The organism is Methylomonas stagni (genome assembly GCF_050154735.1).
Lineage (GTDB): Bacteria > Pseudomonadota > Gammaproteobacteria > Methylococcales > Methylomonadaceae > Methylomonas > Methylomonas koyamae_A.
This window is the reverse complement of sequence record NZ_CP189557.1, coordinates 1072089-1098160: the sequence shown is the minus strand read 5'-3', so window position 1 is coordinate 1098160 and position 26072 is coordinate 1072089. Positions and strand designations below refer to the sequence as shown.

The following is a 26072-nucleotide window of genomic DNA, read 5'->3' as shown; positions in this document are numbered from 1 at the left end:
CATGAATTTATTTTTATCTCTTGCTTTAGACGGCGTTCAACAACTGATGCCTTATGTGCCGGGTAAACCGGCGGAAGAATTACAGCGCGAGCTGGGTTTGGCCGAGGTCATCAAGTTGGCATCCAACGAGAATCCGTTGGGAACCGGCCGGAAAGTCGCCGAGGCCATTCGTAACACCTTGCCGGAAATAAGCCGTTATCCGGACGGCAGCGGTTTTGCGCTGAAGGCGGCATTATCGGCCCGCTGGGGCGTGGACGCGGCGCAAATCACGCTTGGTAACGGTTCCAGCGAGATTCTGGAATTGGTGATGCGCACCTTCGTCGCACCCGAGCATGAAGTCGTATTCGCCCGGCACGCCTTTGCTTTATATCCCATCCTGACTCAAGCAGTCGGTGCCAAAGCCGTGGTCGTGCCGGCCAAGGCTTACGGCCACGATTTGGTGGCGATGCGGGCGGCGGTGACCGATCTTACCCGCGTAGTGTTCATCGCCAATCCGAATAATCCGACCGGCACCTTGTTGGCTGCGCAAGCCGTCGAAGAGTTTATCGCCTCGTTGCCGAAGTCGGTGTTATGCGTGCTCGACGAAGCCTATTACGAGTTCGTCGATCCAGCCGTGCGCACCGAATCCATGCACTGGCCGGATAAGTACCCGAATTTGATCATCGCTCGCACCTTTTCCAAGGCCTACGGATTGGCCGGCTTGCGCATAGGCTTCGGCGTATCGTCGCCGGAAGTGGCCGATTTGCTGAATCGGGTGCGCCAGCCGTTTAACGGTAATATGTTGGCGTTGGCGGCTGCGGAAGCCGCCCTGACGGATGCCGATTATTTGACCGAGACCATTGCTGTCAACAATGCCGGTATGGCGCAATTGACATCAGCCTTCGAAGCCTTGGGTTTGCCTTGGATTCCATCTTCCGGCAACTTCGTCTCGGTCGATATGCGGCAGCCGGCGATGCCGCTCTACCAGGCCTTGCTGAGAAAAGGCGTGATCGTGCGCCCGGTCGGCAATTACGAAATGCCCAATCATTTGCGAGTCAGCATCGGTACCGAACGCGAAAACCGAATCTTCATCGACGCGTTGTCCCAGGTATTGCAAGGTGTTTGAGCGCCTGTGCATCATCGGGATTGGCTTGATTGGCGGCTCGATCGCCAAGGCCGCCCGCGCCGAGGGTTTGTGCAAACAGGTAGTGGCGCTGGGCCGGGAGAAGAATCTGCCCAACATGCAGCGCGCGGTCGAGTTGGGCGTCATCGACGCGTTTTATACCGATCCGGCCCAAGCGATGGCCGGTACCGATTGCGTGATCATTTGCACGCCGGTCGGCAGCATGCAAGCCATCTTCGAGCAACTCAAGCCGTATTGGAATTCGCAAACGCTTTATAGCGACGCCGGCAGTACCAAGGGCAGCGTGGTCGAGGCCGCGCGTGCGGTGTTCGGCAAGGTGCCGAGCAATTTCGTGCCGGCACATCCGATCGCCGGCGCCGAGCGCAGCGGGGTCGAAGCGGCGAAAGTCGATTTATACAAAAACCGCCGGCTGATTTTGACGCCGTTGCCGTCCACCGACCCGCGGGCCGTGGATCAATTCAGCGCATTCTGGCGGCGGATCGGTTCCAGCGTGGCCATCATGAGCGTGGAGCACCACGATACCGTGCTCGCCGCTACCAGCCATCTGCCGCATATTCTGGCCTTTGCGTTGGTCGGCATGTTGGGCCGCAAGGACGAGCAGCGCGAAATCTTCAAATACGCGGCCGGCGGGTTTCGCGATTTCAGCCGTATCGCGTCCAGCGACCCCACCATGTGGCAAGACATTTGTCTGGCCAATAAACAGGAAATCATTCCGCTGATTCAACAATTTCAAGCCGAACTTAGCCAAGTCGAGCACCTGCTGCAAAACGACGACGCTTCCGCGTTGTTCGAAACGTTCAGTTACGCCAAGCAAGCCCGGCAACGTTTTCTCGAAACTTTTGACGATCCAACTTAACCACTATGTCCTCATCCACTAACGTCATTTTCCAAGTCCAACCCGGCGGCAGCCTGAACGGCGAGATTCGCGTGCCCGGCGATAAATCGATGTCGCACCGCTCCATCATGCTCGGCTCGCTGGCCGAGGGCGTTACCCACGTCACCGGATTTTTGAATGCCGAAGATGCGATGTGCACCTTGGAGGCCTTTCGGGCGATGGGCGTTTCTATCGAGGGGCCGGCCAACGGCGAAGTGACCGTGCACGGCGTCGGCAAGCATGGCTTGAAAGCGCCGGAAAAGCCACTGTACCTGGGCAACTCCGGCACCTCGATGCGGCTATTGTCCGGGCTGTTGGCCGGACAGCCGTTCGACAGTGTGTTGACCGGCGACAAGTCGCTGGAATCCCGGCCGATGAAGCGGGTGACCGCGCCTTTGGCGCAAATGGGTGCGGAGATCGTTACCCAAGAAAACGGTACCGCGCCGTTGCATATCAAAGGCAAGGCCGGCAAATTGCAAGGCATGCATTACGACATGCCGATCGCTAGCGCCCAGGTCAAATCCTGTTTGTTGCTGGCGGGCATGTATGCGGAAGGCGAAACCAGCGTCACCGAACCCGCGCCGACCCGCGATCATACCGAACGGATGCTGGCCGGCTTCGGTTATCCGGTCACTCGCGACGGCGCGACCGCGAGAATCACCAGCAACGGCAAATTGACCGCGACGAATATCGACGTGCCTAGCGACATTTCCTCTGCGGCGTTCTTTTTAGTCGGTGCCAGTATCGCGCCGAATTCCGATGTCACCTTGAAACACGTCGGCATCAATCCGACTCGCACCGGCGTCATCGACATTCTGCGCCTGATGGGCGCCAACATCGAAGTGCTGAACGAGCGCGAAGTCGGCGGAGAACCGGTCGCCGATTTGCGGGTGCGTTCCGCGCAATTGCAAGGTATCAATATTCCCGAGCATCTGGTGCCGCTGGCGATCGACGAATTTCCAGTGCTGTTCGTCGCGGCAAGCTGCGCCGAAGGCCAAACGGTGCTGACCGGCGCCGAAGAATTGCGGGTCAAGGAATCCGATCGGATTCAGGTGATGGCGGACGGCTTGCAAATCCTGGGTATTGACGCTCAAGCCACCAAAGACGGCATGGTGATCAACGGCGGTCAAATCGGTGGCGGCGAAGTTGATTCACACGGCGATCACCGCACCGCTATGTCGTTCTCGATCGCCGGATTGCGTGCCTCCGGACCGATTACGATCAAGGATTGCGCGAATGTGAATACCTCGTTCCCGGAGTTCCGCGACTTAGCGGTCAAGCTGGGACTCGATGTTAGCGTGATTTAATATGACGGCACCGGTTTTAACGATAGACGGGCCTAGCGGCGCGGGAAAAGGCACGGTCAGTCGTGCCGTCGCCAAGCTTTTGGGCTGGAATTATCTGGATAGCGGTTCGATATACCGGTCTCTAGCGGTAGCGGTGCTCAACGCAGGATTGAATTTGGACGATGTGCCGGCTATTTGCGAGGTCGCTCAAGCCATGCTGTTAGAATTCGACTGCGGTGACGCATTGATCGTCAAACTGAACGGTGTGGACATCACGGCGCGTCTGGCGACAGAAACCACCGGCAATACGGCGTCCATCATTGCGGCCTACCCCGATGTCAGAGCGGTTCTTTTGCAAAAACAAAAGGATTTTCAACAGCTTCCCGGCCTGGTTGCCGACGGGCGGGACATGGGCAGCGTGGTGTTCAGCGATGCCCGTTACAAGGTCTACTTGACCGCCAGCGCCGAAGAGCGAGCATTAAGACGATATAAACAGTTGATTGAAAAGGGGATTGATGCTAATCTTCCGCAAATCACCCGTGAGATAGAAGAACGTGATCGTCGCGATAGTCAGCGAACGTCCGCGCCGCTTACCGTTCCGGAAGGCGCGTTGTACATCGACTCCTCGAATTTGACAATTCAAGAAGTCATCGATCAGGTGGTTAATTTAGTCGTATGAGACTTTTTGGCGGTTGTCGGCGGTTGTCGGCGGCTTTTTATTAATTTTTGATAAATGTGAAAACTTGTTCGTGTTTTAACAAGTTTGGGAAAGAAAAGATGGGCGAAAGCTTTGCAGAGTTGTTTGAAGAGAGTTATGCCAAGACCGAAATGCGTCCTGGCGCGATGTTGATCGGTACCGTTGTCGACATCGAAAACGAATTTGTCATCGTCAGTACACAGGCGAAATCCGAAGGTGTCATTCCAAAATGGCAGTTTCTGAATGCCGACGGCGACTTGGAAGTCAATATCGGTGACGAAATCGAAGTTGCTCTCGATTTGTTCGAAGATGGTCTGGGCGCCACTCTTCTTTCCCGCGACAAAGCCAAGAAAAGTAAAGCGTGGGCTGAACTGGAAAAAGCCTTCGAGACTCAAGAAACCATTGTCGGTCGTATCAACGGCAAGGTACGCGGCGGCTTCACCGTGGCGGTCGGCGCGTTGCGCGCGTTCCTGCCGGGTTCTCTGGTCGATGTGCGCCCGATTCGCGACACTACCTTCCTGGAAAACCGCGATCTGGAATTTAAAGTCATCAAAATCGACCAAAAACGCAACAATGTCGTGTTGTCGCGCCGCGCCGTCGTCGAAAGCGAATACAGCGCCGAGCGCGAAGAATTGGTCAAAACCTTGCAAGACGGCGCGATCGTTACCGGTATCGTCAAAAACCTCACCGATTACGGTGCGTTTATCGATCTGGGCGGCGTCGACGGTCTGTTGCACATCACCGACATGGCATGGCGCCGCGTACGTCATCCATCCGAATGCGTAGAGATCGGTCAGGAAGTTAAAGTTAAAGTCCTGAAATTCGACAAAGACAAAACTCGCGTATCGCTGGGCATGAAACAAATGGATGAAGATCCATGGCAAAACATCGCTCGCCGTTACCCTGCCGGCACTCGCGTGTTCGGTAAGGTCAATAACCTGACCGACTACGGTTGTTTCGTGGAAATCGAGGAAGGCGTCGAAGGTTTGGTACACGTTTCCGAAATGGACTGGACCAATAAAAACGTCAACCCATCCAAGGTCGTACAACTGGGTGATGAGTGCGAAGTCATGGTTCTGGAAATCGACGAAGAACGCCGTCGTATTTCGCTGGGCATGAAGCAATGCCGCTCCAACCCTTGGGATGAATTCGCGGCTACGCACAACAAAGGCGACAAAATCTCCGGCAAAATCAAATCGATTACCGATTTCGGCATCTTCATCGGTTTGGATGGCGGTATCGACGGTCTGGTGCATATGTCCGATATCTCCTGGAACGAGAACGACGAAGAAGCGATTCGCGCCTACAAGAAAGGCGACGAAGTCGAAACGGTTATTCTGGCCGTGGACTCCGAACGTGAGCGTATTTCGTTGGGTATCAAACAGCTGGAACAAGACCCCTTCCAAAACTATATCGCGCTGCATGAAAAAGGCAGCTTGGTGAAAGGTACCATTAAGGAAGTCGATGCCAAAGGCGCTGTGATTACCCTGGCCGATAACGTCGAAGGCTATTTGCGCGCTTCCGAGATTCAACGCGATCGCGTCGAAGATGCCCGCACTTTGCTGAAAGAAGGCGATGAAGTCGAAGCTAAATTTATCGGCGTCGACAAAAAAACCAAATCCATTTCATTGTCGATCAAGGCTAAGGATATGGAAGAAGAATCCAACGCTATTAAGGATTACTCGTCACAAAATGCCGGTACCGCGACATTAGGCGACATCTTTAAACAAATCGACAAATAACTCGTCGACTTCGGGGGTGGCGTGGGCGTAAACCTCATGCCGCCCCTTTTTGATTATTCAGGGTTGGATGTGACAAAATCAGAATTGATAGAGGTGCTGGCTAGAAAACAGCCGCATCTTGCGCTTAAAGACGTGGAGCTCGCTGTCAGATGTGTTGTCGATCACTTGAGCGATACGCTGGCTAGCGGCGATAGAATAGAAATCAGGGGTTTTGGCAGTTTTTCGTTGCATCATCGTTCGGCTAGATTGGGACGCAATCCCAAAACCGGCGAATCGGTTTCGTTAACCGAAAAACATGTTCCCCACTTCAAACCCGGCAAGGAGCTTCGGGATATGGTCGACGCTTCCAGGGAGAAATACAAAATCGTCGATTGATCAGGCACCCCGCCTGCTTCAAGTTTTTTACGATATTTGCCATAGCCGCCGATGAGTCTGTTTGAGCATCCTTACAACTACGACCCAGGCTATGGCTACACTCTCGAACGATTGCTCGGCGTCGATGCGCCGACCGAGCCCGCCGATTTTGAGGACTTTTGGTCCACCCGTTATCGGCAAGTCCTGCAGCAATCGCCACGCTTCCAAATCGGTAACCCGACCCTGGTCGACGGTTATCGGGTCAACGATATTTCCTACCAGTCCACGGACGGTATCACGATCGCCGGTTGGTTACTGGAACCGCACGGTCAAACGGTCACGCAGGCTATCGTTGTGGGACACGGATATGGCGGCCGGGAAGGCCCGGACTTTCATTTGAGCTTTCCCAATACCGCGCTCTTGTTTCCGTGCTTTCGTGGCATTTCCCGGAGCCGTTGTACGTCTATCCCGGAGCGGCCTGATTGGCATGTCGTGCAGAATATCCTGGATAAAGATCGTTATGTGATCGGCGGTTGCGTGGACGATCTGTGGCTGGCGGTATCGGTATTGTGGACGATTTATCCGCAGGCCCGGGAACGGATCGGTTATATGGGAATCAGTTTCGGCGGCGGGATTGGGGCTTTAGCGGTGCCTTGGGACGGCAGAATTCGTCGCGTTCACCTAAACGTACCGACATTCGGTAACCAGCCGTTGCGTTTAAGTCTGCCCAGTTGCGGTAGTGCCGACGCATTGCGAGCCTATAGTCAGCATCTGGGTCATATTCCCGACACATTGACCTATTACGATGCCGCTACCGCCGTGCGCCATGCCAATCAACCCCTGCATGCCGCATTGGCCTTGTTCGATCCGGTAGTCGCTCCACCGGGTCAGTTTGCGATTTACAATGCCTGGCACGGTGAGAAACGCCTGTTCACACTGGATGCCGGCCATTTCGAATATCCGGCGCAACGTCTACAAGAGCAGCAGTTGTTGGCGGAACTCAAGCTATTTTTCTCGCCCAACTGACAAGCTTGCGATGAAACGGGAATATCATCATTGGTTCAGCCCGCGTTTAGAACGCGATATGGAGTTTTTGGTATTCGGTCATGCCGGCGCCAAAGTGCTGGTCTTTCCGACTCGGGACGGCCGTTTTTACGAATACGAGAACCTGCGAATTGTTGATAGCTTGGCCGACAAGATCAACGCGGGCCACATGCAATTGTATTGTCTGGACAGCATCGACCACGAAAGCTTTTATTGTTTTTGGTGTCAACCGGGCGATCGCATCAAGCGCCACATGCAATTCGAAGATTATGTGTTGAATGAAATTCTGCCGTTCATTGCACTGAAGAACCCGCATCCGTGCTTAATTTCGCATGGCTGCAGTCTGGGCGCCTATCATGCCGCCAATATCGCATTTCGCCACCCGCATTTATTCAAAAAGCTGGTGGCGTTTTCCGGACGCTTCGATCTAACCCTGGAGGTGGAATGCTTCAAGGATTTATTCGAAGGACACTATAACGACGATATTTATTTTCATACGCCAACGCATTTTTTGCCGAATTTGACCTGCGAATCCCAATTGGCGGCCATTCGGGCGCTGGACATCACCTTGGTGATCGGCAGAGCAGATCCATTTTTACAAAACAATCACGACCTGAGCCATATTCTGACCCAGAAGCAGGTGCCGCACAGGCTCTACGAATGGGATGGCCGCGCGCATCAAGGCCATTCCTGGCGGCGCATGGCTCCATTATACCTTTGACCGAATCGCCATCGATGATCAAGCGCAGCCTGCTAGTACTATTGTTGACCTTACTTGCGCTGGGTGCGATTTTCGGACTCAAGTTTTACCGGATGCGCCAAGCGGCCAGCCAAGTGCCTGCAGTATCTCCGGCCGTCGTTGCCTTCGCCGAGGTCAAAAGCGAACACTGGGACTCTTCGTTAAGCACTGTCGGCAGCTTTCGCGCCGTCGCCGGTATCGATATCAGCAACGAAATTGCCGGGATGGTCCAAGCCATTCATTTCAACTCCGGCCAAACTGTAAAAGCCGGACAGTTGTTGCTAGAACTGGATAGCGCTACCGACCGAGCGGAACTCGACGGCCTGCTCGCCGAACAAAAATTGGCCGGCTTACGGTATCAGCGAGGCCAGAGCATGTTGGAGCGAAAATTCATCGCCGCCGCCGATCAGGATCAAAATCGAGCGCAGCTCGATCAAGCCGCGGCGGCGGTTGCCGGCAAGCAGATCCAAATCGCTAAGAAGCACATCAAGGCGCCGTTTGCCGGCGAGTTGGGCATACGTCGCGTCGATCTTGGGCAGTACTTGCCGGTTGGTTCGGCGATCGTGATGCTTGAACAACTCGATCCGATGTATTTGGATTTCACGTTGCCGGAACGCGATCTTGGCCGGATTGGCAAGGGCCAAAAGGTGATCGCCAGCGTACCTGCCTTTCCAGACCAGTATTTTGAAGGAGAGGTCACTGCGTCGAATCCCGCCGTCGACACCGATAGTCGAACCATCAAAGTACAGGCACTGTTTAGAAACCCAGGGAAATTGCTTCGGCCAGGGATGTTCGCCCAGATCAAACTGTCCGCCGAGGCCGACCAAACCGTGTCGACCTTGCCGGATACCGCCATCAGCTACAACCCCTACGGCAATTCCGTGTTTGCGGTTCAGCGCGGTCCGGCCGGATGGATCGTGCAAAGTCGCCAAGTCAAAACCGGCGACAGTCGGGGAGGGCGAGTCGAAATTTTGGAAGGGCTGCGGCTCGGCGATAAAGTCGTTGCCGCCGGACAAATGAAGCTGCGTAACGGCATGGCCGTCACGCCGGACAGCCAACCCGCGCCCGGCGAACGCGAGCAGGCTCCGTGAAGTTGACCGATTTATTCATTGTACGGCCGGTCCTAGCCAGTGTCGTCAGTTTGCTGATCCTGCTTCTCGGCTTAAGAGCCTTGGACGTCTTGGAATTGCGCCAATACCCGAAAACCGAGAATACCGTCGTGACCATCACGACCGCCTATCCCGGCGCGGACAGCGACTTGATTAAAGGCTTTATTACAACGCCGCTGCAACAGGCCATAGCCGAAGCCAACGGCATTGATTATCTGTCTTCCAATAGCCGCCAGGGCAGCTCGGTCATCGAGGCTCACATGCGGCTGAATTACGATCCTAACGCCGCGGTCGCCGAGATTCAGGCCAAGGTGGCCGGTAAGCGTAATCAATTGCCGGCCGAAGCCGAGGATCCGGTGATTAGTTCGCAAACCGGCGACGACACCGCACTCATGTATATAGCGCTGTACAGCGACACCTTGCAGGACTCGCAGATTAGCGATTATCTGCTTCGGGTCGTGCAGCCGAAGTTGCAGGCGGTCCCCGGCGTCGGCAAGGCCGCGATGTTGGGCAACAAGACCTTCGCGATGCGTATCTGGCTAGACCCCGCGCGCATGGCGGCCTTAAGCGTAACCGCCAACGACGTCGCCGGCGTGCTGAAAGCCAATAACTATTTATCCGGTATCGGCGCTACCAAGGGTAATTTCGTTAAAATCGATTTGGGTGCCACGACCGACGCGGTGTCGAAACGGGAATTCGAACAATTGGTGGTTGCCAATCGTCGCGGCGCGCTGGTTCGATTAAACGACATCGCCGACATCGAGTTGGGCAGCGAAGACTACGACACGGTTAATTGGTACAAAGGCAAGACCGCGATTTTCATGGGCATCGAGCAGGCGCCGAGCGCCAATCCGTTGAAGGTTGCGAAATCGGTTAAAGCCTTGTTGAAAGAGATCGAGCGCGACTTGCCCATCGAAATGCATATCTTGCTGCCTTACGACGCCAGCCAGTTCATCGAGGATTCGATCCACGAAGTCTTCGCAACCTTGTTGGAAGCCGTCGCGATCGTGTTAGGCGTGATTTTTTTGTCGCTCGGTTCGTTCCGCGCGGCGCTGATCCCGGCGGTCACGGTGCCGCTATCGCTGGTCGGCGCCTGCTTTTTCATGCTGGCAATGGGCTTTTCGATCAACTTGCTGACGATGTTGGCAATGGTACTGGCGATAGGTTTGGTAGTGGACGACGCGATTGTCGTCGTCGAAAACATCCACCGACACATCGAACAGGGTCACGGCCGTTTGCAAGCCGCACTGGCCGGCGCCCGCGAACTGGGACTGCCTATCATCGCGATGACCACGACGCTGGTAGCGGTGTACGTGCCGATCGGTTTCATGGGGGGCTTGGTCGGCACGCTGTTTACCGAATTCGCTTTTTCTCTGGCCGGCGCGGTACTGATTTCCGGGATTGTCGCGTTGACGTTGTCGCCGATGATGAGCGCGCGCATCTTGCCGGAAGCCGGGCGCGGCGGACGTTTCGAAGCCATGGTCGAACATTTTTTCGAAGGCTTGGCCAGCGGGTACCGGTCCGTGTTGCGCCGAATTTTGGAATTTCCGTACACGGTGCTGATCTTCGCGCTGTTGGTGTTGCCCAGTATCTATTGGATGTACGATTGGTCGGGCAAGGAACTGGCGCCGACCGAGGATCAAAGTTTTTTGTTCGCGATCGCCAGTAGCCCGCAAACCGCGACGCTGCAATACAATCAGACCTACTCCCGCGAATTGATCCGGCATTTCGAAAGCCTGCCGGAGCACGAAGAAAGCTTTTTGATCATGGGCTTCGGCGGGGATACCAATACCGTATTCGCCGGTATGAAAATGCCGTCGAGTTTCGAGCGCCAGCGCTCCCAACAAGCCGTCGTTCCGGAACTGCAAGCCAAGGTAGACAGTATCGCCGGCTTTCAGACCGCCGTCGTATCGCCGCCCAGCTTACCGGGCTCGGGTGGCGGATTGCCCTGCAGTTCGTCGTGACCAGCGACGCCGATTACGCCAAGCTGGATCAGGTGGCCGAGCAAGTGCTGGCGCAAGCGATGCAAAGCGGTCAATTTGCATTTTTGGTCAAGGACGTTCGCTTCGACCGGCCGAAATCGACGTTGGTGATCGACCGGGACCGTGCCGCCGATTTAGGTATCACGATGGAAGACATCGGCGCCAACTTGGCCGGTTGGCTGGGCGGACAGTACGTCAACCGATTCGGCTTGCAAGGCCGCAGCTACAAGGTAATTCCGCAAGTCGGCGACGCAGACCGCCAGGATTTGGCTAAATTGGACGGCTATTACTTGCGAGGCAGCTCCGGCGCCCAAGTACCGCTGTCGGCCTTGATTAAAGTCGTCGATAGCGTCGAACCCGGCAAACGCAGTCAGTTCCAACAACTCAACAGCATCACGCTAAGCGGGATTCCGGCGCCGGGTATCGGTCTCGGCGATGCGATGGCCGCGCTGGATGACATTGCCGAAGAAATCTTTCCGCGCGGGTTCGCCGCGGACTACACCGGCGAGTCGCGCCAATACCGTCAGCAGGGCAACGTGCTGATTCTGACCTTCTTCATGGCCCTGCTCATTATATACTTGGTGTTGGCCGCGCAATTCGAGAGTTGGCGCGATCCGTTGATTATCTTAATTTCAGTGCCGCTATCGATCGCCAGCGCATTGGCATTTTTGATGCTCGATTTCGCGACCGTCAACATCTATACCCAGGTGGGCCTGATTACGCTGATCGGCTTGGTTGCCAAAAACGGTATTTTGATCGTCGAATTTGCCAACCAACTGCAACAGCGTGACGGCTTGAACAAGCCGGCGGCCATCGAACAGGCAGCCGGGATCCGGCTTCGGCCTATTCTGATGACCACGGTCGCGATGATCGTCGCGATGCTGCCGCTGTTGACCGCCACCGGCCCCGGCGCCGCCAGCCGCTTTGCGATCGGTCTGGTGATCGCTTCCGGCTTGGGTATCGGTACCGTATTGACGCTGTTCGTCGTGCCGCCGTTTTACGTAATTTTGGCGAAAGATCGCAGTGCTGAGCAAACGTCCCCGCCCGTCGACGACAATAAAACACGGTAACGGTCATTCGGGCCTCCGCTGTGGCACAATATCCGGATCGGACCGATAAACAGGTCCTGACACCTTGCCATAAACCATAGAATTTGCTCGGGAGCAAACATGCGCATTGTTCGATTGAAAGTGTTGTTAACCAGTCTTGCACTCGGTATCGCGTTCGGCGGCCCGGTTCAGGCGGAAAATGCCGGGCCGCAAGATCATGCCGGCCATCACGGATCCGACAGTTTCGAGTGGCCGGGGATCTACAACGGTTTTCTGCCTTGCACCGATTGCGCCGGCATTAAGACTTCGCTGGCGCTGAACAAAAACAGCAGCTATATGTTGATGACTCAATTCGCCGGCAAGTCGGATCGCGAATTTGTCGAGAAGGGTAAATACAGCTGGGACGACAAGAGTAAAACCATCACGTTGACCCCGAAAAACGGCGGACCCAGCCATGTCTATCTGGTCGGCGAGAACGTGCTGACCCAGCTTGACGAACACGGCAATCGCATTTCCGGCAAGCAAGCTGAACGCTATCAATTGCGCAGGACCGACTTTACCCAGCAAGCGCCGTCTCACGGTGGACATTAAGCCGACTGCCGGGTTGCGGGTGCAGGTGGCGGCAACAATGGGCCGGTCTAGGAGATTCGCTTGACCCATCGATAGCGCACTTCGGAGCGACCGCTCATTCCAAGACAAGATTGCCATTGCAACTTTAGGAATCAGGGATATGCAACTGACTGCTCATACGGATTACGCGCTCAGAGTGTTGATTTATTTGAGCCGTAATACCGATAAATTGGTGACGATTAGCGAATTGGCGGAGTTTTTCGGTATCTCCAGAAATCACTTGGTCAAAGTGGTGCACAAATTGGGACTCAAGGGATTTGTGCGAACCGTGCGCGGCAAGGGCGGCGGCATCCGTTTATCCAGGCCCGCTGCCGAAATCAATATCGGCGCGGTGGTGCGGGAAGTGGAAGGCCGGTTTCAGATGGCTGAATGTTTCAACCCGCAAAAACAAGGGGTTTGCGCACTTCAAAACGGTTGCCGCTTGACCGGTTTATTGAGCGACGCGGTCGAACAATTTCTGGCGGTACTCGACGGCGCGGCGCTGAGCGATATGGCGCTGGAACCCTAAATCCCACTCGGTTAGCGGTAATGATCGCCGACGTATGGGTTGCTTTTGCGCTCCGCGCCGAACGTCGACATCGGCCCATGTCCCGGGATGAATTTTACGTCGTCGCCGAGCGGCCAAAGTTTCAGACGTATCGAGTCCAACAACGCCTGATGGTCGCCGCGCGGAAAATCGGTACGGCCGATCGAGCCCTTGAACAATACGTCACCGACAATGGCCAAACGCGCGTCGCTATCGTAAAAAACCACATGACCCGGCGTGTGGCCGGGGCAATGTAGGACTTGTAAGGTATTGAGTCCAACCTGAACGCTATCGCCGTCCCGCAACCAGCGGTCCGGTTTAAATATCTTGGTTGGCGGAAAACCGAACATCCGGCATTGCTCCGGCAACAGCTGTATCCAGAAATCGTCGTCTTGATGGGGACCGGCGATCGGCAGGCTCAGCTTTTCCGCTAGCGCCGCAACCCCGCCGACGTGGTCGAGATGACCGTGAGTGACCAATATCGATTCCAACTCGGCGTCGTGTTGCGCAACGGCCGCCAAGAGCAGTTCCAGGTCGCCGCCCGGATCGACCAAAGCGGCCTTGCGGCTGCGTTCGCAGACCAGCAGCGTGCAGTTTTGCTGGTAAGCGGTGACCGGGATAATCTGATATCGCATCGTTAAATGTTCAGTAACAAATGCGCCGGAGCCTCCAGGCATTCCTTAATGATGCCGAGAAATTGCACGGCTTCCTTACCATCCACCAAGCGGTGGTCGTAGGACAGGGCCAAGTACATGATGGGCCGGATCACGATTTCGCCGTTCTCCACGATCGGCCTGTCCTTGATCGCGTGCATGCCTAAAATCGCGCATTGGGGCGGATTCAGGATGGGCGTGGACAGCATCGAACCAAATATCCCGCCGTTGGTGATTGTAAACGTACCGCCGCTGAGATCCTCGACACTGATGGAGCCATTGCGGGCTTTTTGTCCAAAGTCGTGTATGCCTTTTTCGATGCCGGAAAAATCGAGTTGATCGGCGTCGCGCAGAATTGGAACGATCAGCCCGCGCGGGGTGGTGACGGCGATACCGATGTCGTAATAGCCGTGGTAGATGATGTCGTTCCCGTCTATCGAGGCGTTGATGGCCGGGAAACGCTTCAAGGCTTCTATCGAGGCTTTGACGAAGAAGGACATGAAGCCGAGCTTGATATTGTGCTTGGCTTCGAAACGGTCCTTGTATTGGTTACGCAAATCGATGACGGCTTTCAGATTGACTTCGTTGAAGGTCGTCAACATCGCCGCGTTTTGCTGGGCGTGCAGCAAGCGTTCGGCGATTTTGGCGCGCAACCGGGTCATCGGTACCCGTTGTTCCGGACGTAGACTGGCCACCGCCGACGTCGACAGCGGGGCGGGGGAGGCTTCGACGGCGGCGTCGACCGGCTTGCTTGGCTGTTGATCCTGCAAATAGTCCATTACGTCGCTCTTCAATATCCGCCCATGTTTGCCGGATGCTGGAATGGCCTGTGGGTCGAGTTCGCGTTCGGCGACGATTTTGCGGACCGACGGGCTCAGAACCGGCTCGACGCCACTAGCCGTCAGCGATCCGCCGGGTTTGTCGGCTTGTTCGTCCAGTAGCGCCAGGACCTGACCGGCGACAACCGTCGAATCGTTCGGGATCAAAATTTCCTTCAGGACACCCGATCGAGGTGCAGGCACCTCGAGAATGACCTTGTCGGTTTCCAGATCGGCCAGGTTCTCGCCGGCCTCGGCCCAGTCCCCGGCTTGCTTGTGCCAAGCGACCAAATTGGCATCGGAGATGGATTCGGGGAGGCTGGGGACCAATATTTCAAAGCTCATGAGTTGTTCCTTCGTTGCTACCGTAAAGTGCAGTGTGAACCACCGCTTTTTGTTCGTTGAGATGGGTTTTGTAATTGCCAACCGCCGGTGCGGCGGAAGCTACTCGGCCGGCATAGCCGATCGTAATCTCCGGGGAAACGTGTTCGATGAAATGGTGTCGGCTTTGGTACCAGGCGCCCTGGTTTTTCGGCTCTTCTTGACACCAAACGATGTGTTCGACGTTGGGGTATTTGTCCAGTTCCTGCTTGAATCGCTCATTCGGGAACGGATAAAGCTGTTCGATCCGGACGATGGCCACGTGATTCAGACTGTCTTGGCGCCGGGTTTCCAGCAGATCGTAATAGACCTTGCCGGCACACAGTATTAGTCGAGTCACATGAAACGGATCGATATCGTCGATTTCCCCGATAACGGTCTGAAACCCGCCGCTGGTCAATTCGTCCAGCGTCGATACCGCCAATCTATGGCGCAGCAGGCTTTTCGGACTCATCACGATCAACGGTTTGCGGTATTGGCGCAGCATTTGCCGCCGCAATAAATGAAAAATTTGCGCCGGCGTCGTCGGCACGCAGACCTGGATGTTTTGGTCCGCGCACAACTGTAAATAGCGTTCCAGACGCGCCGAGGAATGCTCCGGCCCCTGACCTTCGAAACCGTGTGGGAGCAGCATCACTAAGCCGCTGAGCTTGCCCCATTTGGTTTCGCCCGATGCGATAAACTGATCGATCACGACTTGCGCGCCGTTGGCGAAATCGCCGAATTGCGCTTCCCAAATCACCAATTTGTCCGGCTGCGTGGAACTGTAACCGTATTCGAAACCCAGCACCCCGGCTTCCGACAGTAGCGAATTGAAAATTTGCGGCCGGCCTTGCCGATCGCTCAAGTGTTTAAGCGGGATATAGTTCTCGCCGTTGGCCTGATTCAATAAAATAGCGTGGCGATGGGAAAACGTGCCGCGGCCGATGTCCTGGCCGGTCAAGCGAATGTCGTAACCGTCCATCAACAACGTGGCGTAGGCCATATTTTCCGCGAAGCCCCAGTCCATAGGCAAATCTCCGTCGGTCATTTTTTGGCGATCGTCCATCACCTTGGCGACCCGTGGATGCAATTCGAAACCGGGCGGCAAACTTTGCAGCCGTAAATTGCAGAAGCGGATGCGTTCGATGCTGACCGTGGTGTCGATCGGGATATCCCAATGTTTATTCAAGTAGGGTTCCCAACGTGCCGAGTAGGAATACACCTTGTTTTCGATGATCGGCCGGGAAACCGGCTTGCCTTCGTTCAACAACTGCATGTAATTCTGTTCGAGTTGCTGAATGCCGGCCTCGTCGATCACGCCTTCCTGCACGAGTCTTTGACCGTAGATTTGCGGCGGCGTGGCGTGTTGGTGGATGGCTTTATACATCATCGGCTGAGTCGCCGCCGGCTCGTCGGCTTCGTTGTGGCCATGACGGCGGTAGCAGATCAAGTCGATGACGACGTCCTTGTGGAAGGTCATTCGATAATCCAGCGCCAATTGGGTGATGAAGACCACGGCTTCGGGATCGTCGCCGTTGACGTGGAACACCGGCGCCTGAATCATGTTGGCGACATCGGTGCAATACAGTGTCGAACGGGCGTCGAACGGATTGCTGGTCGTGAAGCCTATCTGGTTGTTGATGACGACGTGCACGGTACCGCCGGTCGAAAATGCCCGAGTCTCCGCCATGTTCAAGGTTTCCATGACGATGCCTTGCCCGGCGAAGGCGGCATCGCCATGTATCAACACCGGTAGGATGACGTCGATACCGCCAATGCCGTGCCTATCTTGGCGAGCCTTGACCGAACCCTCGACCACCGGATTAATGATTTCCAGATGAGACGGGTTGAAGGCTAGCGTCAAATGTATCGGACCACCCGGAGTGGCGATATTCGACGAAAACCCCATGTGATATTTAACGTCGCCGGTGAGCGCGCCGGGCATTGAGGTGTGAGTGCCTTCGAATTCGCCGAATAATACCGCCGGACTTTTACCGAGTATGTTGACCAACACGTTAAGACGGCCGCGGTGAGCCATGCCGATCACGATTTCCGTGACCTTGCTTTCGCCGGCGCGCTGGATCAATTCGTCGAGTATCAAAATCAGCGATTCGCCGCCCTCCAGCGAAAAGCGTTTTTGACCGACATATTTACGATGCAGAAACTTTTCCAGGCCCTCGGCGGCAATCAGTTGTTTTAACAACCATTGGCGTTTTTCCGGGTGACTGGAGAAATCCGGTTTGGCACCTTCCAATTTGTTTTTGATCCAGCGTTTGGATTCGTCATCGACGATATGCATGAATTCGCTGCCGATGCTGCCGCAATAGATTTGCTGCAAAGTCTGGATGATCTCCCGCAACGGCAAACGATCCACCCCGCACAAACCGCCGGTATCGAACAGCGTGCTCATATCCGCGTCGGTCAATCCGTAATAAATCGGCTCCAAATCGGCGGGCATCGCCGCGAGTTTGCCCAAAGGATTATTACGGGCGATTTGGTGTCCCTTGACGCGGTAATGGTTGATTAAGCGAGCAACCGCGGATTGCTTTTTGACGCTTTGTTCGGTAAACCCGCGCATTTTGGCGAGGCGACCGGGTTCGGCGATCGCCAGCTTCTCGAAACGCTCGACGATGATGCTGTGCGGCGTATCCTCGGTGGAGCCGCGATGAATATCGTCGAAGCGCCGCCGCCAGACTTCAGAGACCGTACTGGGATCGTGCAGGTATTGTTCGTATAGGGATTCGACGTAAACGGCGTTGCCACCGTAAAGCGAAGATGATTCTTCGAACAGTTTCAAGAGGCTAGTCATATCCGGGGCGGCTGGAATCACAAGTAAGGAGCATTATGGTAGAGCTAAAATGATATATTACCAAGCAGTAAGTGCGGAACCGCGCCGGTCGATATTCCGGCTCGAGCGGTATTTCAGCCCTGGGAAACGTCGGTAAACACATGTCTGAAAATAAAGTCGTTATCAAAATAAACTACGATAAATCCAGAAGCGGTCAAGCACCCCAAACACCGAAGATGGTAACTGTTTGGCATACCGGGCGAATTGCCGCGGTAGCCGGGTTAATTGCGGCGGCTATCATGCTATCCGCGTGGTTACTCATCGACAATAGCGAGCAAACCCCGGCTAATCTTACGCCGAAAACCTTGCCAATGGCCCCGGAAACTAGTATGCGGTCCGACAACTCAATTGTGGCGCCGCAAGTTGAAACGTCGCCGTTGGCGGCGCGAAAATCTCCCGGAGAAACTCCGGTTTCTCCAAGCTCAATCTCGGAACAGAAACGTCAACCGGCCATCATTTACTCAAGGAAAGTGATCCGGGCATCGTTAACCTACGGTATAAAGGATACCGAGCCGACCGAGCAAGTCAAATCGGCTTCCGTTCAGATCAGGAAGGAGCCAATCGAGTTATATTACTTCAACGAGGTGAAAAACTTGAAAGGTAAGACCTTGTTTCATCAATGGTTCAAGGACGGCCAGCCGGTACTCAAAAAGACAATCGAGGTAAAAGATAATAAAGCCAAGGTTTGGACTGCTAAAAACTTGTCGTCCAGGGATAAAGGTCAGTGGCGAGTACAGTTGCTTGGAAAAAAGGCGAACTATACTCAGAGACGGGATTCGATGTAATCCAATGACGGTATTTTATTTATTACAAGTTGATGATAGAATCCGTTGCGTCATTTAATTATCTGAGGAATATATGACTGATTTAACTACTTTATCCGAATCTGAATTGCAAGCAGTTATCGAAAACGCCGAGAAAGTCTTGAAAGACAGACAATCCAGCAAACGCAAGGAAGTAATTGCACAAATCAAGGACTTGGCGACTTCTATCGGCGTTGGCGTTGAAATACACGAACTCGACAAAAAAGCCGAAAGAAAAATCGGTAAAGTTGCCGCGCGTTATCGTAATCCGGCGGACGCCAACCAAACTTGGTCCGGTCGCGGATTAGCACCAAAATGGATGCAGGAATTACTGGCCGCGGGTCGCGACAAAGCGGAATTTGAGATCGCTTAATCGATCGCTTCTGTTCCCTGATTTGCTATCCAGGTCCGCAACCGATTAACTAGCCAGTCAGGGTCGTCCAGCGGTAAGTCGTGGCCAGCCCACGGATGGCTATCATTGGATAATTGCCAGCGTTGGCTAACGGCACTAGAGCAGGCCGGAGCGACCAGTCGGTCGCCGAGGCCGCTCAATACCAACCAAGGCTTGCCATCGGGCGGGGTTTTCGGCCGAAATCGAGCCGCCGCGATCAATTGCTTGGCGGCGTTGCTCGGATTTACCGGGCGTTCGCTTTGAATATCGAGCCAAACCTTACTCAATTCCTCGATATTTCGAGTTTGATTCGAGACCAGCTCCAAAATTCGCCGTTCGCGGCGACCGATTTCCCGCTCCAGTAAAATATTTGCCAACGCCCCATAGCTTTGCCAGCGTAGCCGTCGATAAAACGGACTCACGCCCGCGAAACTCGTATTGATCAAGCACCCTGCGGCTATGTCTGCGGGATAGCGACACGCCCACTCCCAGGCCACCATACCGCCCAGCGACAACGCCAACAGTGTGACGGGGCGTTCAAGCGCGCCGGCTCGATAGGCTCGCTCACGGGTTAGTTCCAGGATGCTGCCTATCGAAGTCGGGCAGGCCTCACGAAAATGACTACCGGTACCGGGTAAATCCACACAGGTGACCGTGGAGGCTGGGAAGGCTGACCGCAGGCGTAAGGGAAAGTCGCCCCAATGCGCGGTTTCCCTCGCTAGACCGCGCAGTAGCAACCAACGACGACCGGCCTCACCCATACCAATTCGCCAAGGCTTGGCCGCGCAAGATTTGCTGCCGTTCCGGGTCCAGAATCGCCCAAGCGCCGGGATGCAGCAAACACCGGTATAAAAAATCGAACAATGTCAAGTGGCGGCGCATGATGCGTTGTTGACGATGCGGTAGTAACGGATGGAATAAGCCATGGCGTTGGAATAAATGGGTCGGATTTTTGCGCAACCACAACCAGGACCCCATTTCCAAGGTCAACGGTAAAAACAATTTGCCTCTGGCACGGCGCGTGACATGGTCGTCGTAAAGGTAATCCCATAAATCGCCGCTGATCACGTATTCCTGACTCATCGGTTCGATTTTGTAAACGTGATGAGGGTAGCAGGCGTCGAACAGTTGCTTCAATGCGCAGGCCTCGGCGATGTCCGGGTACGGGGTATGGTTGGAGGCATACGGAAACCACAGCCGGTCCTGGATCCCGAAGCCGGAATGCAGGTCCACGGCGATCGCTAGCGGAGCAGGAAACAGCTCGTCGTGGACGACTCGGCACAGTGCCTGGGCTTCCTTCTCCATCCGCGATTCGTCGCCTCGATACCAAGGCAAGCGCGCGCTTAGTCGCTGCCCGCTGTATAAGCGGGTTTTGCCGACGCTTTCGATCGGCGAATTGCGCATCAAATCGACCCCGTTCCCGTTGCAGCGCGTACCCCGGAATACGCCGACCGGATTTACGATCGGCATAAACACCAGCCGCGACTTGGTCAAGCGAGTGTTGAATTCCTCGTCCCAGTCCAGCAAAGCCGCTATGGTCTGCATGTAGGCCAGGATTACTTCGGTGCCGATTTTCTCCAGGCCGTGGATGCCGCCAAAAAAGGCCAGTACCGGAGCATCCGGGCGTTCGGAACCGAGGCTGATGCAGTGAATCGGGAATTCTCTACCCTTACAGGCTACGGTTTCGACAACGCGGCATCTGGCACGAGAGCCCAGGCGCGCGACAACCGTCTCGAGTTCGTCGAGTTCGGAAAAAGCACGTTGCATGATTGGCGTTACCCCGCCAAGGATCGCTCTATATAACGTTGGCGCTTTTTCGGCGCAATTTTGTCCACTTCGACCATGATCAGGCTGTCTATGCAGTTATTGAAGTCCGGATCGATATTGAAGTCGATGAAATGACAGCCGTTATCCACGCATAATTCCACGTATTGCTTGTATAAGGTTGGCACCTTGACGCCCAGCTTTTTCAGTTCGGAATTGAGAATCTTGAAGCTGGTTGAATAGTCGCCGGCGAATTCGGCGGCCGCGAAATTCTGACCGGTCTCGGAAATCGTGAACGGCATCCTGGCAATCGCGTGGGGAAGGGTGGCACCGAATTGCTGGCGGTAAAATCCCACGATTAACTCCTTGGCGGCGTAAGGATAGGCGTTACTGATACTGACCGGCCCGAACAAATATTTAATATCGGGACGTTCGCGCAAATATGCGCCGATGCCATACCAAAGATACTCCAGACTATGCTGCCCCCAATAACGCGGTTGCACGAAGCTGCGGCCCAGTTCGAGGCTGTTGGGCAGATAGTCGGCGAACTCGCTTTTCAAGTCGAACAAGGTTTGACTGTAAAAGCCCTCGACGCCATGATTGGCCAAAATGCGCGGACCGTCGCCGACCCGGTAGGCGCCGACAATTTCCAGATCGTTGTCGTCCCACAATACGATATGGCTGTAATACACGTCGAACTTATCCAGGTCCAGCGCCAACCCGGTACCTTCCTCGACAGTGCGGAAGGTCAGCTCGCGCAAGCGGGCGATCTCTCGCATCACCGGACAGTCGTCGCGAAATTCATATAGAAAGATCTTTTTGCCATCGCGGGTTTCGCCCAGCAGACGCGCTTGGAACAAGGCTTTTTTAATCGCCTTGGTATCGGACGGATGCACGACGGTCGCCACCGTGTCGAACAAGGCCAGTTGGTTTTTCTTGCCAAGATTCTGCACGTGCTTGCGAAAGCGCTGGCTCAGTTGTTTATTGGTTTGCTCGGTTTCGGCGTAAGCCGGGTAGGGGATAGGCGCTCCGACCCGAAAGCTGATTTCCTGGCCTTTCTTATTGAACATTTCCTTGACCAACAGAAAGGTACCGAGCGGTTTGTACAGCGTGGACATGCTGTAAAACAACGCGGAATTCTTGGCCTTGATATGGATGGGTAAGATCGGGCATTGGGCTTTGCGAGCCAGCTTCAAGAAACCGGTTTGCCATTTGCCGTCGCGTATGCCCTTGGGCGTGATCCGCGATACTTCGCCGGCCGGGAAGAAGATGATCGCTTCCTCGTTTTCCAATGCATCCAGCATAATTTTGTAGGTATTTTTCAGATTCTTTTGTTCGGACAGTACGTCCACCGGCAAGAATATCGATTGCAGCGGCTCCATGTGGTACAGCACGCGATTGGCAACGATACGCACGTCTGGTCGCACCGAGCGGATCAATTTCACCAGCGCCAAGCCGTCCAAGGTGCCGATCGGATGATTGGCGACGATCAGCAGCCGCCCCTCGGCAGGGATGTTGTTGTAGGATTCGTTACCGACTTGGTAGCTGAACTTAAAATAATTCAGCAATTTATCGAGAAACGCGAAGCCACGCAGATGTTGGTTTTTGCGAATGACGTCGTTGAAGTCGTCTTCATGTATCAGTTTTTTCAATGCCTTCAGCAGCAGTTTGTTGTCCTTGCCGAGTTTCAGGTCGGGGTAAGTCTCGTGCAAAATGCGTTCGGCATCGATCATGGGCGAATATCCTGGTCAAAACGGTAGTTGCCGGGATTCTAATGACAGAATATGTCAGAAATATGTCAACGCTTGGCGCGGCGGAAGCGCGCCGATTTGGATAGACTTGCTACTCGAGCGCGTTTTTCGCGCGCTCGAGTAGCGTGATCGCTTAGGTTTAATTTATTGAATGGCGCATTGCGTTCTGGTGCAGAGCAGGGCCTGGCGGCGGGCGTCCAGCAGGTTGATCACGCCGTTCCGGTCCAGATCGGCTGGGTCTTCGCTACCGCGCGCCGGTCGGTTACGTAACGCGAGCAGGGCGTTCAGATCCTGCTTGTCCACATCCTTGTCGGCGTCCAGGTCACCGGGTACGACCACGTTCTCGCAGCTATCGGGCAGATGATTGGCGTTGGTGTCGCCGGTTAGACGCAACTTGATGTCGCTGACATCGGAGACGCCGTTATCGTTACAGTCCGGATACACATTTAAATAATAGACGTCCTGTTCGCCGTTATAGGTCGCCGAGTACGCCACGTGAGCACCCAATGCGTCCGAAACCAAGTGAGTGTAATCACCCAGTTTTTGCGCTCCCAGCGGATAGGCGATGTGGGTGTTGAACACCGGCGTCACCGGCCGATTCTTGCTCCAGGTCAGGCCGCCGTCCCAGGAGTAGGAATAATACAAGCGCGACAGCGCCGGCCGCAGATTGTCGCGGGTGTCGTACCAGACCGCGTCTATCCGGCCGTTCGGCGCCACGCCTTGCATTGCGAACCACTGGTAGGCGTCCTTGTGCGGCGTGTCGTCGTTGATTTTCACCGGCACGGACCAAGTCAGACCGCCGTCGCTGCTGCGAATGAATTTGACATCCTGGTTATCGGCGCCGGCCGGATCGACCGAGGACATCAAATAAATATTGCCGCGCAGCGGCCCGTCGGATTGATCGACATTTACTTGGAGATCTCCCGGCGGACCGTATTGATTGGGATTGTTCTGAAACTGGAACATCACCGGCGAGCCGCCCATATCGACGGTTTGAGTCGTGAAGCTCGGCAACGCGCCGGGATCGCGGGCGTTCAGCGAGGTCGCCAACAGATACTTGCCGAATACCAATTTGGCGCCGACCAGTTCGCCATCCTCGCTACGGCCGCTGACATAGGTTTGACCCGCGGGGCCCACCGCGATCGTGCCGAACGCCGGACTCTCCGGAATGGCGACCGGCGCCTCGAAGCTGATGCCCCCATTGCTGGAACGCGTAAAACGGCGGTCGTCCAGGCCCTCGCGCCAGACCAGATAGACGTGGCCGTCGCTGGAGGTGCCGCTGCGATCGATGCCGATCCGGCCTTTATCGGCGCCTTCGCCGTAAGCGTGGATCGGTACGCCCCAGCTGATGCCGCCGTCCGTGGACTTAAGGACCTGAACGTCTTGAGCGTAGCTGCCGGTTGCATCGTAGTGGAGGTTTTGATAGTAGAAATCGCCGGCCGAATCGACGTCCACCATGATATTGGTGCGCTGTTCGCCCGGCGTGACAACGCCGGGGAAATGCCAGGATAGCCCACCGTCGTCGCTGTAAGCCCAACCACCTTGGCGGTTACCGGACGCGACCGTCGCAAACTGCTTCCAGCCGGCGACCAATCGTTTGGGGTTATTCGGGTCTTGGGCGATGGTCGGCTCGTGCGCGGCGTCGCCGGTAACATTGCGGCCGCCGGCATCGACGTTCATTTGCACACTAACGAACTGTTGGTAAGTCACGGCGTTTGCATTCGCCAGCGGCGCTTGCGCGCCCAGCAGCAGCAAGCACGCGGCCGCGATCGGATCGAGACGGCCGCCGGTCATCGTTTGACTCCACGCCGGCGGATGCCGGTCAAGCCAATCAATCCCGTGCCGAACAACCAAAACGCCGCCGGCACCGGCACGGCGGCCACTTGACCGCAACCGGCGAAACTGCCGACACCCAAACAAAAGTCACCGACATCGGCTTGGCGGGTACCGCCTAAAAAATCGGCATTCTCCGGGCTCATCAACAAGTCGCCGCTCAATTGCCAGTTATTAGCGTCGGCGATTATCAGACTCAAATTCGCCAAATCGAACAACACCATGCTAAAGCTGATGTTGTTTTGCAGGTACCAGCCGCCCGGTGTGCCGGCCTGTCCCAAGTCGTCCCAAGCGGCTTGCCGGTTGGCGACGCTGTAACGCAAGCTGAAGTCGCCAGTCACCAGCGAACCGTTGTAGTTGCCGCGAAACAATTCCACGCCGGTCATGCCCAGGCTACCTGTTCCGGTCAGAGTTTCGCTATCGATGGCGAAATTGGGCGTCGTCGCTTTTACGTAGCGATTTTGGGCCTGACCACTCGGATTGGCGACACTGATGGGCGTGATGTCGTGAACCAGATTCACCGCCGGAATTTCGGTTCTGCTGGTATTGCCGAGATAGAAGTAGGAATCGCTGAACTGGGTGTAGTCGGATTGCGTCGTGTCGAAGTAAGCGACCAGAAACTCACCCGGCGCGCTGGAGCTGCCGCCCACCAGCACCGCCAAGGCCTCTCGGTCGTATTGGGTCGTAAACGTGCCGCCCAAGTTGGCGTGCAGCGCGGTTGCGTTGGCCAGCGCCGGCATGCCGGCGCTCAACGCGGCTATCGCCGCCGCGCTATACCAGCGCGCTACTGACTGCTCGATGCGCTTAAACATGGCTAGCCTCCGAACCGAATATGGTCATTCGGCGGCCCTTGCCACCCAGAACCGCCAAGCCAGTGCCGAACAACCAAATGGCACCGGGTAGCGGAACCGCGCTCACTTGACCGCATCCGGCAAAGCTGCCCGTGCCTAAACAAAAGTCGCCGACATCGGTCAGTGCGCTGCCCAGCAGCATGCCGGCATTTTCCGGCGACATCGCCAGCTCGCCGCTAAATTGCCAGTTATCGGCATCAATCCAGCTAGTACTTAGGTTTATGAAGTCGTAAATCGCCATCGTGAAATAAATATTGTTGTCCAGATACCAACCGCTGCCACCATGGTTTTGGCGAGCGGCATCGAAACGTACCGCGAAATCACCGTTGACCAAGCCGGCGCCGTTGGGTGGGTAGTTTGGCGCGAAGAAGCCTTGGACGCCCGCCAAACCGACTTGACCGGCGGTGCCGCCGGCCAGATTTTCGGTATCGATGTGAAAGTCGGCCGACGTGGCTTGTTGAAAGCGTTGCGCGGCTTGACCGGCAATATCGCCGCCGATCGCGGTAATCGCGAAGGTTTGGTTCAGCGCCGGAATTTCGGCGGTAGCGACTTGGCCGACCAGGGCGCCGCCACTAGTGGCGGGATCGGTCGGGTCGGCCGCCACCGCGTCCCAATATGTGCTGAGGTAATAGCCACCAGCGTAAGGTGCCAGCGCGACAGTGTCCAGATTCATCGTAAACGTGCCGGAGTTCGGCGCGTTTAGAACCAAGGCCATCGCATTCGGCGACAGCGCCAACGCGGCAACCAAGGGTAGCCCGAGGCGGATTCGGTAAAAAGGCAAAATAGGCATCGCGATTCCTGTAAAAAACGGTGAGCAAGCGCCGCGCCGGCACAATCTGTCG

General features: G+C 55.6%; 22 protein-coding genes and 1 pseudogene. 14 read left to right on the top strand and 9 right to left on the bottom strand.

Annotated features, from left to right (window positions below; translation table 11 throughout):
- Position 1 precedes the first annotated feature (1 nt).
- From hisC to ACP4CD_RS05145, 12 genes and pseudogenes are all read left to right on the top strand, one after another.
- On the top strand, positions 2-1105 hold the full coding sequence (hisC, locus tag ACP4CD_RS05200) for a histidinol-phosphate transaminase (RefSeq protein ID WP_426993826.1): 1104 nt from the start codon (positions 2-4) through the stop codon (positions 1103-1105).
- Complete coding sequence (locus tag ACP4CD_RS05195) at positions 1098-1979, top strand: prephenate dehydrogenase (RefSeq protein ID WP_426993825.1); 882 nt, start codon at positions 1098-1100, stop codon at positions 1977-1979. Before hisC ends, ACP4CD_RS05195 begins: the two co-directional genes overlap by 8 nt.
- A gap of 5 nt (positions 1980-1984) precedes the next feature.
- Positions 1985-3304 carry a 3-phosphoshikimate 1-carboxyvinyltransferase gene (gene aroA, locus ACP4CD_RS05190; RefSeq protein WP_426993824.1) on the top strand — a complete coding sequence of 440 codons (1320 nt, stop codon included), beginning with the start codon at positions 1985-1987 and terminating at the stop codon, positions 3302-3304.
- A gap of 1 nt (position 3305) precedes the next feature.
- Positions 3306-3962, top strand: coding sequence for a (d)CMP kinase (gene cmk / locus ACP4CD_RS05185; RefSeq protein ID WP_064027615.1), 657 nt, complete (start codon positions 3306-3308; stop codon positions 3960-3962).
- Positions 3963-4060: 98 nt separating this feature from the next.
- Positions 4061-5722: a 30S ribosomal protein S1 gene (gene rpsA, locus ACP4CD_RS05180; protein ID WP_064027613.1), complete on the top strand. Its 1662-nt coding sequence runs from the start codon at positions 4061-4063 to the stop codon at positions 5720-5722.
- Positions 5723-5791: 69 nt separating this feature from the next.
- Positions 5792-6097, top strand: a complete 306-nt coding sequence (locus ACP4CD_RS05175; RefSeq protein ID WP_064027674.1) for an integration host factor subunit beta — start codon at positions 5792-5794, stop codon at positions 6095-6097.
- Between the two features lie 51 nt (positions 6098-6148).
- Positions 6149-7102: an acetylxylan esterase gene (locus ACP4CD_RS05170; protein ID WP_064027611.1), complete on the top strand. Its 954-nt coding sequence runs from the start codon at positions 6149-6151 to the stop codon at positions 7100-7102.
- Between the two features lie 10 nt (positions 7103-7112).
- A complete protein-coding gene (locus ACP4CD_RS05165; protein WP_064027609.1) occupies positions 7113-7841 on the top strand; it encodes an esterase family protein in 729 nt (242 codons plus the stop codon).
- A gap of 14 nt (positions 7842-7855) precedes the next feature.
- Positions 7856-8950, top strand: coding sequence for an efflux RND transporter periplasmic adaptor subunit (locus ACP4CD_RS05160; RefSeq protein ID WP_064027672.1), 1095 nt, complete (start codon positions 7856-7858; stop codon positions 8948-8950).
- Positions 8947-12020 (top strand): annotated as a pseudogene (locus ACP4CD_RS05155) (efflux RND transporter permease subunit). Before ACP4CD_RS05160 ends, ACP4CD_RS05155 begins: the two are co-directional and overlap by 4 nt.
- Positions 12021-12119: 99 nt before the next feature.
- The gene (locus ACP4CD_RS05150) at positions 12120-12590 is read left to right on the top strand and encodes a copper resistance protein NlpE (RefSeq protein ID WP_071156887.1); all 471 of its coding nucleotides are present in this window, start codon (positions 12120-12122) and stop codon (positions 12588-12590) included.
- Between the two features lie 139 nt (positions 12591-12729).
- On the top strand, positions 12730-13137 hold the full coding sequence (locus tag ACP4CD_RS05145) for an Rrf2 family transcriptional regulator (protein WP_064027603.1): 408 nt from the start codon (positions 12730-12732) through the stop codon (positions 13135-13137).
- A gap of 11 nt (positions 13138-13148) precedes the next feature.
- Here the strand turns inward: ACP4CD_RS05145 and ACP4CD_RS05140 are convergent, their stop codons facing one another.
- Genes ACP4CD_RS05140 through ACP4CD_RS05130 form a run of 3 tightly spaced genes read right to left on the bottom strand, consistent with a single transcriptional unit; the run spans position 13149 to position 17798 of the window.
- A complete protein-coding gene (locus ACP4CD_RS05140; RefSeq protein ID WP_071156882.1) occupies positions 13149-13790 on the bottom strand; it encodes an MBL fold metallo-hydrolase in 642 nt (213 codons plus the stop codon).
- Positions 13791-13792: 2 nt separating this feature from the next.
- A complete protein-coding gene (gene odhB / locus ACP4CD_RS05135; protein ID WP_426993823.1) occupies positions 13793-14971 on the bottom strand; it encodes a 2-oxoglutarate dehydrogenase complex dihydrolipoyllysine-residue succinyltransferase in 1179 nt (392 codons plus the stop codon).
- Positions 14961-17798 carry a 2-oxoglutarate dehydrogenase E1 component gene (locus ACP4CD_RS05130; protein ID WP_168030850.1) on the bottom strand — a complete coding sequence of 946 codons (2838 nt, stop codon included), beginning with the start codon at positions 17796-17798 and terminating at the stop codon, positions 14961-14963. The genes odhB and ACP4CD_RS05130 overlap by 11 nt, the downstream gene beginning before the upstream one ends.
- 140 nt (positions 17799-17938) lie before the next feature.
- Between ACP4CD_RS05130 and ACP4CD_RS05125 the strand changes: the two genes are divergently transcribed.
- Positions 17939-18622 carry a DUF2914 domain-containing protein gene (locus ACP4CD_RS05125; protein WP_426993822.1) on the top strand — a complete coding sequence of 228 codons (684 nt, stop codon included), beginning with the start codon at positions 17939-17941 and terminating at the stop codon, positions 18620-18622.
- 73 nt (positions 18623-18695) lie between these two features.
- A complete protein-coding gene (locus tag ACP4CD_RS05120; protein WP_064027593.1) occupies positions 18696-19013 on the top strand; it encodes an H-NS family nucleoid-associated regulatory protein in 318 nt (105 codons plus the stop codon).
- Here the strand turns inward: ACP4CD_RS05120 and ACP4CD_RS05115 are convergent.
- The 6 genes from ACP4CD_RS05115 to ACP4CD_RS05090 all read right to left on the bottom strand — a co-directional run bounded on the left by ACP4CD_RS05115 (position 19010) and on the right by ACP4CD_RS05090 (position 26020).
- Positions 19010-19792, bottom strand: a complete 783-nt coding sequence (locus ACP4CD_RS05115; RefSeq protein WP_426993821.1) for an alpha/beta fold hydrolase — start codon at positions 19790-19792, stop codon at positions 19010-19012. The two genes, ACP4CD_RS05120 and ACP4CD_RS05115, sit on opposite strands and share 4 nt — an antisense overlap.
- Positions 19785-20798 carry a M14 family zinc carboxypeptidase gene (locus tag ACP4CD_RS05110; protein ID WP_426993820.1) on the bottom strand — a complete coding sequence of 338 codons (1014 nt, stop codon included), beginning with the start codon at positions 20796-20798 and terminating at the stop codon, positions 19785-19787. The genes ACP4CD_RS05115 and ACP4CD_RS05110 overlap by 8 nt, the downstream gene beginning before the upstream one ends.
- Before the next feature lie 8 nt (positions 20799-20806).
- A complete protein-coding gene (locus ACP4CD_RS05105; protein WP_426993819.1) occupies positions 20807-22528 on the bottom strand; it encodes a lysophospholipid acyltransferase family protein in 1722 nt (573 codons plus the stop codon).
- A gap of 162 nt (positions 22529-22690) precedes the next feature.
- On the bottom strand, positions 22691-24340 hold the full coding sequence (locus tag ACP4CD_RS05100) for a hypothetical protein (protein WP_426993818.1): 1650 nt from the start codon (positions 24338-24340) through the stop codon (positions 22691-22693).
- Positions 24337-25191 (bottom strand): VPLPA-CTERM sorting domain-containing protein, encoded by an 855-nt coding sequence (locus tag ACP4CD_RS05095; RefSeq protein WP_426993817.1) that lies wholly within the window; start codon positions 25189-25191, stop codon positions 24337-24339. Before ACP4CD_RS05095 ends, ACP4CD_RS05100 begins: the two co-directional genes overlap by 4 nt.
- The gene (locus ACP4CD_RS05090) at positions 25184-26020 is read right to left on the bottom strand and encodes a hypothetical protein (RefSeq protein ID WP_426993816.1); all 837 of its coding nucleotides are present in this window, start codon (positions 26018-26020) and stop codon (positions 25184-25186) included. Before ACP4CD_RS05090 ends, ACP4CD_RS05095 begins: the two co-directional genes overlap by 8 nt.
- Positions 26021-26072 lie beyond the last annotated feature (52 nt).

Bases quoted from the DNA above. Each gene is read 5' to 3' on its own strand.
- ACP4CD_RS05170 (WP_064027611.1), top strand. From the start codon at position 6,149: ATGAGTCTGTTTGAGCATCCTTACAACTACGACCCAGGCTATGGCTAC.
- ACP4CD_RS05120 (WP_064027593.1), top strand. From the start codon at position 18,696: ATGACTGATTTAACTACTTTATCCGAATCTGAATTGCAAGCAGTTATC.
- ACP4CD_RS05160 (WP_064027672.1), top strand. From the start codon at position 7,856: ATGATCAAGCGCAGCCTGCTAGTACTATTGTTGACCTTACTTGCGCTG.
- ACP4CD_RS05165 (WP_064027609.1), top strand. From the start codon at position 7,113: ATGAAACGGGAATATCATCATTGGTTCAGCCCGCGTTTAGAACGCGAT.
- ACP4CD_RS05115 (WP_426993821.1), bottom strand. From the start codon at position 19,792: ATGGGTGAGGCCGGTCGTCGTTGGTTGCTACTGCGCGGTCTAGCGAGG.
- ACP4CD_RS05105 (WP_426993819.1), bottom strand. From the start codon at position 22,528: ATGATCGATGCCGAACGCATTTTGCACGAGACTTACCCCGACCTGAAA.
- ACP4CD_RS05125 (WP_426993822.1), top strand. From the start codon at position 17,939: ATGTCTGAAAATAAAGTCGTTATCAAAATAAACTACGATAAATCCAGA.
- cmk (WP_064027615.1), top strand. From the start codon at position 3,306: ATGACGGCACCGGTTTTAACGATAGACGGGCCTAGCGGCGCGGGAAAA.
- ACP4CD_RS05140 (WP_071156882.1), bottom strand. From the start codon at position 13,790: ATGCGATATCAGATTATCCCGGTCACCGCTTACCAGCAAAACTGCACG.
- ACP4CD_RS05110 (WP_426993820.1), bottom strand. From the start codon at position 20,798: ATGCAACGTGCTTTTTCCGAACTCGACGAACTCGAGACGGTTGTCGCG.
- ACP4CD_RS05095 (WP_426993817.1), bottom strand. From the start codon at position 25,191: ATGTTTAAGCGCATCGAGCAGTCAGTAGCGCGCTGGTATAGCGCGGCG.
- ACP4CD_RS05150 (WP_071156887.1), top strand. From the start codon at position 12,120: ATGCGCATTGTTCGATTGAAAGTGTTGTTAACCAGTCTTGCACTCGGT.
- ACP4CD_RS05145 (WP_064027603.1), top strand. From the start codon at position 12,730: ATGCAACTGACTGCTCATACGGATTACGCGCTCAGAGTGTTGATTTAT.
- ACP4CD_RS05090 (WP_426993816.1), bottom strand. From the start codon at position 26,020: ATGCCTATTTTGCCTTTTTACCGAATCCGCCTCGGGCTACCCTTGGTT.
- odhB (WP_426993823.1), bottom strand. From the start codon at position 14,971: ATGAGCTTTGAAATATTGGTCCCCAGCCTCCCCGAATCCATCTCCGAT.
- ACP4CD_RS05100 (WP_426993818.1), bottom strand. From the start codon at position 24,340: ATGACCGGCGGCCGTCTCGATCCGATCGCGGCCGCGTGCTTGCTGCTG.
- rpsA (WP_064027613.1), top strand. From the start codon at position 4,061: ATGGGCGAAAGCTTTGCAGAGTTGTTTGAAGAGAGTTATGCCAAGACC.
- aroA (WP_426993824.1), top strand. From the start codon at position 1,985: ATGTCCTCATCCACTAACGTCATTTTCCAAGTCCAACCCGGCGGCAGC.
- hisC (WP_426993826.1), top strand. From the start codon at position 2: ATGAATTTATTTTTATCTCTTGCTTTAGACGGCGTTCAACAACTGATG.
- ACP4CD_RS05130 (WP_168030850.1), bottom strand. From the start codon at position 17,798: ATGACTAGCCTCTTGAAACTGTTCGAAGAATCATCTTCGCTTTACGGT.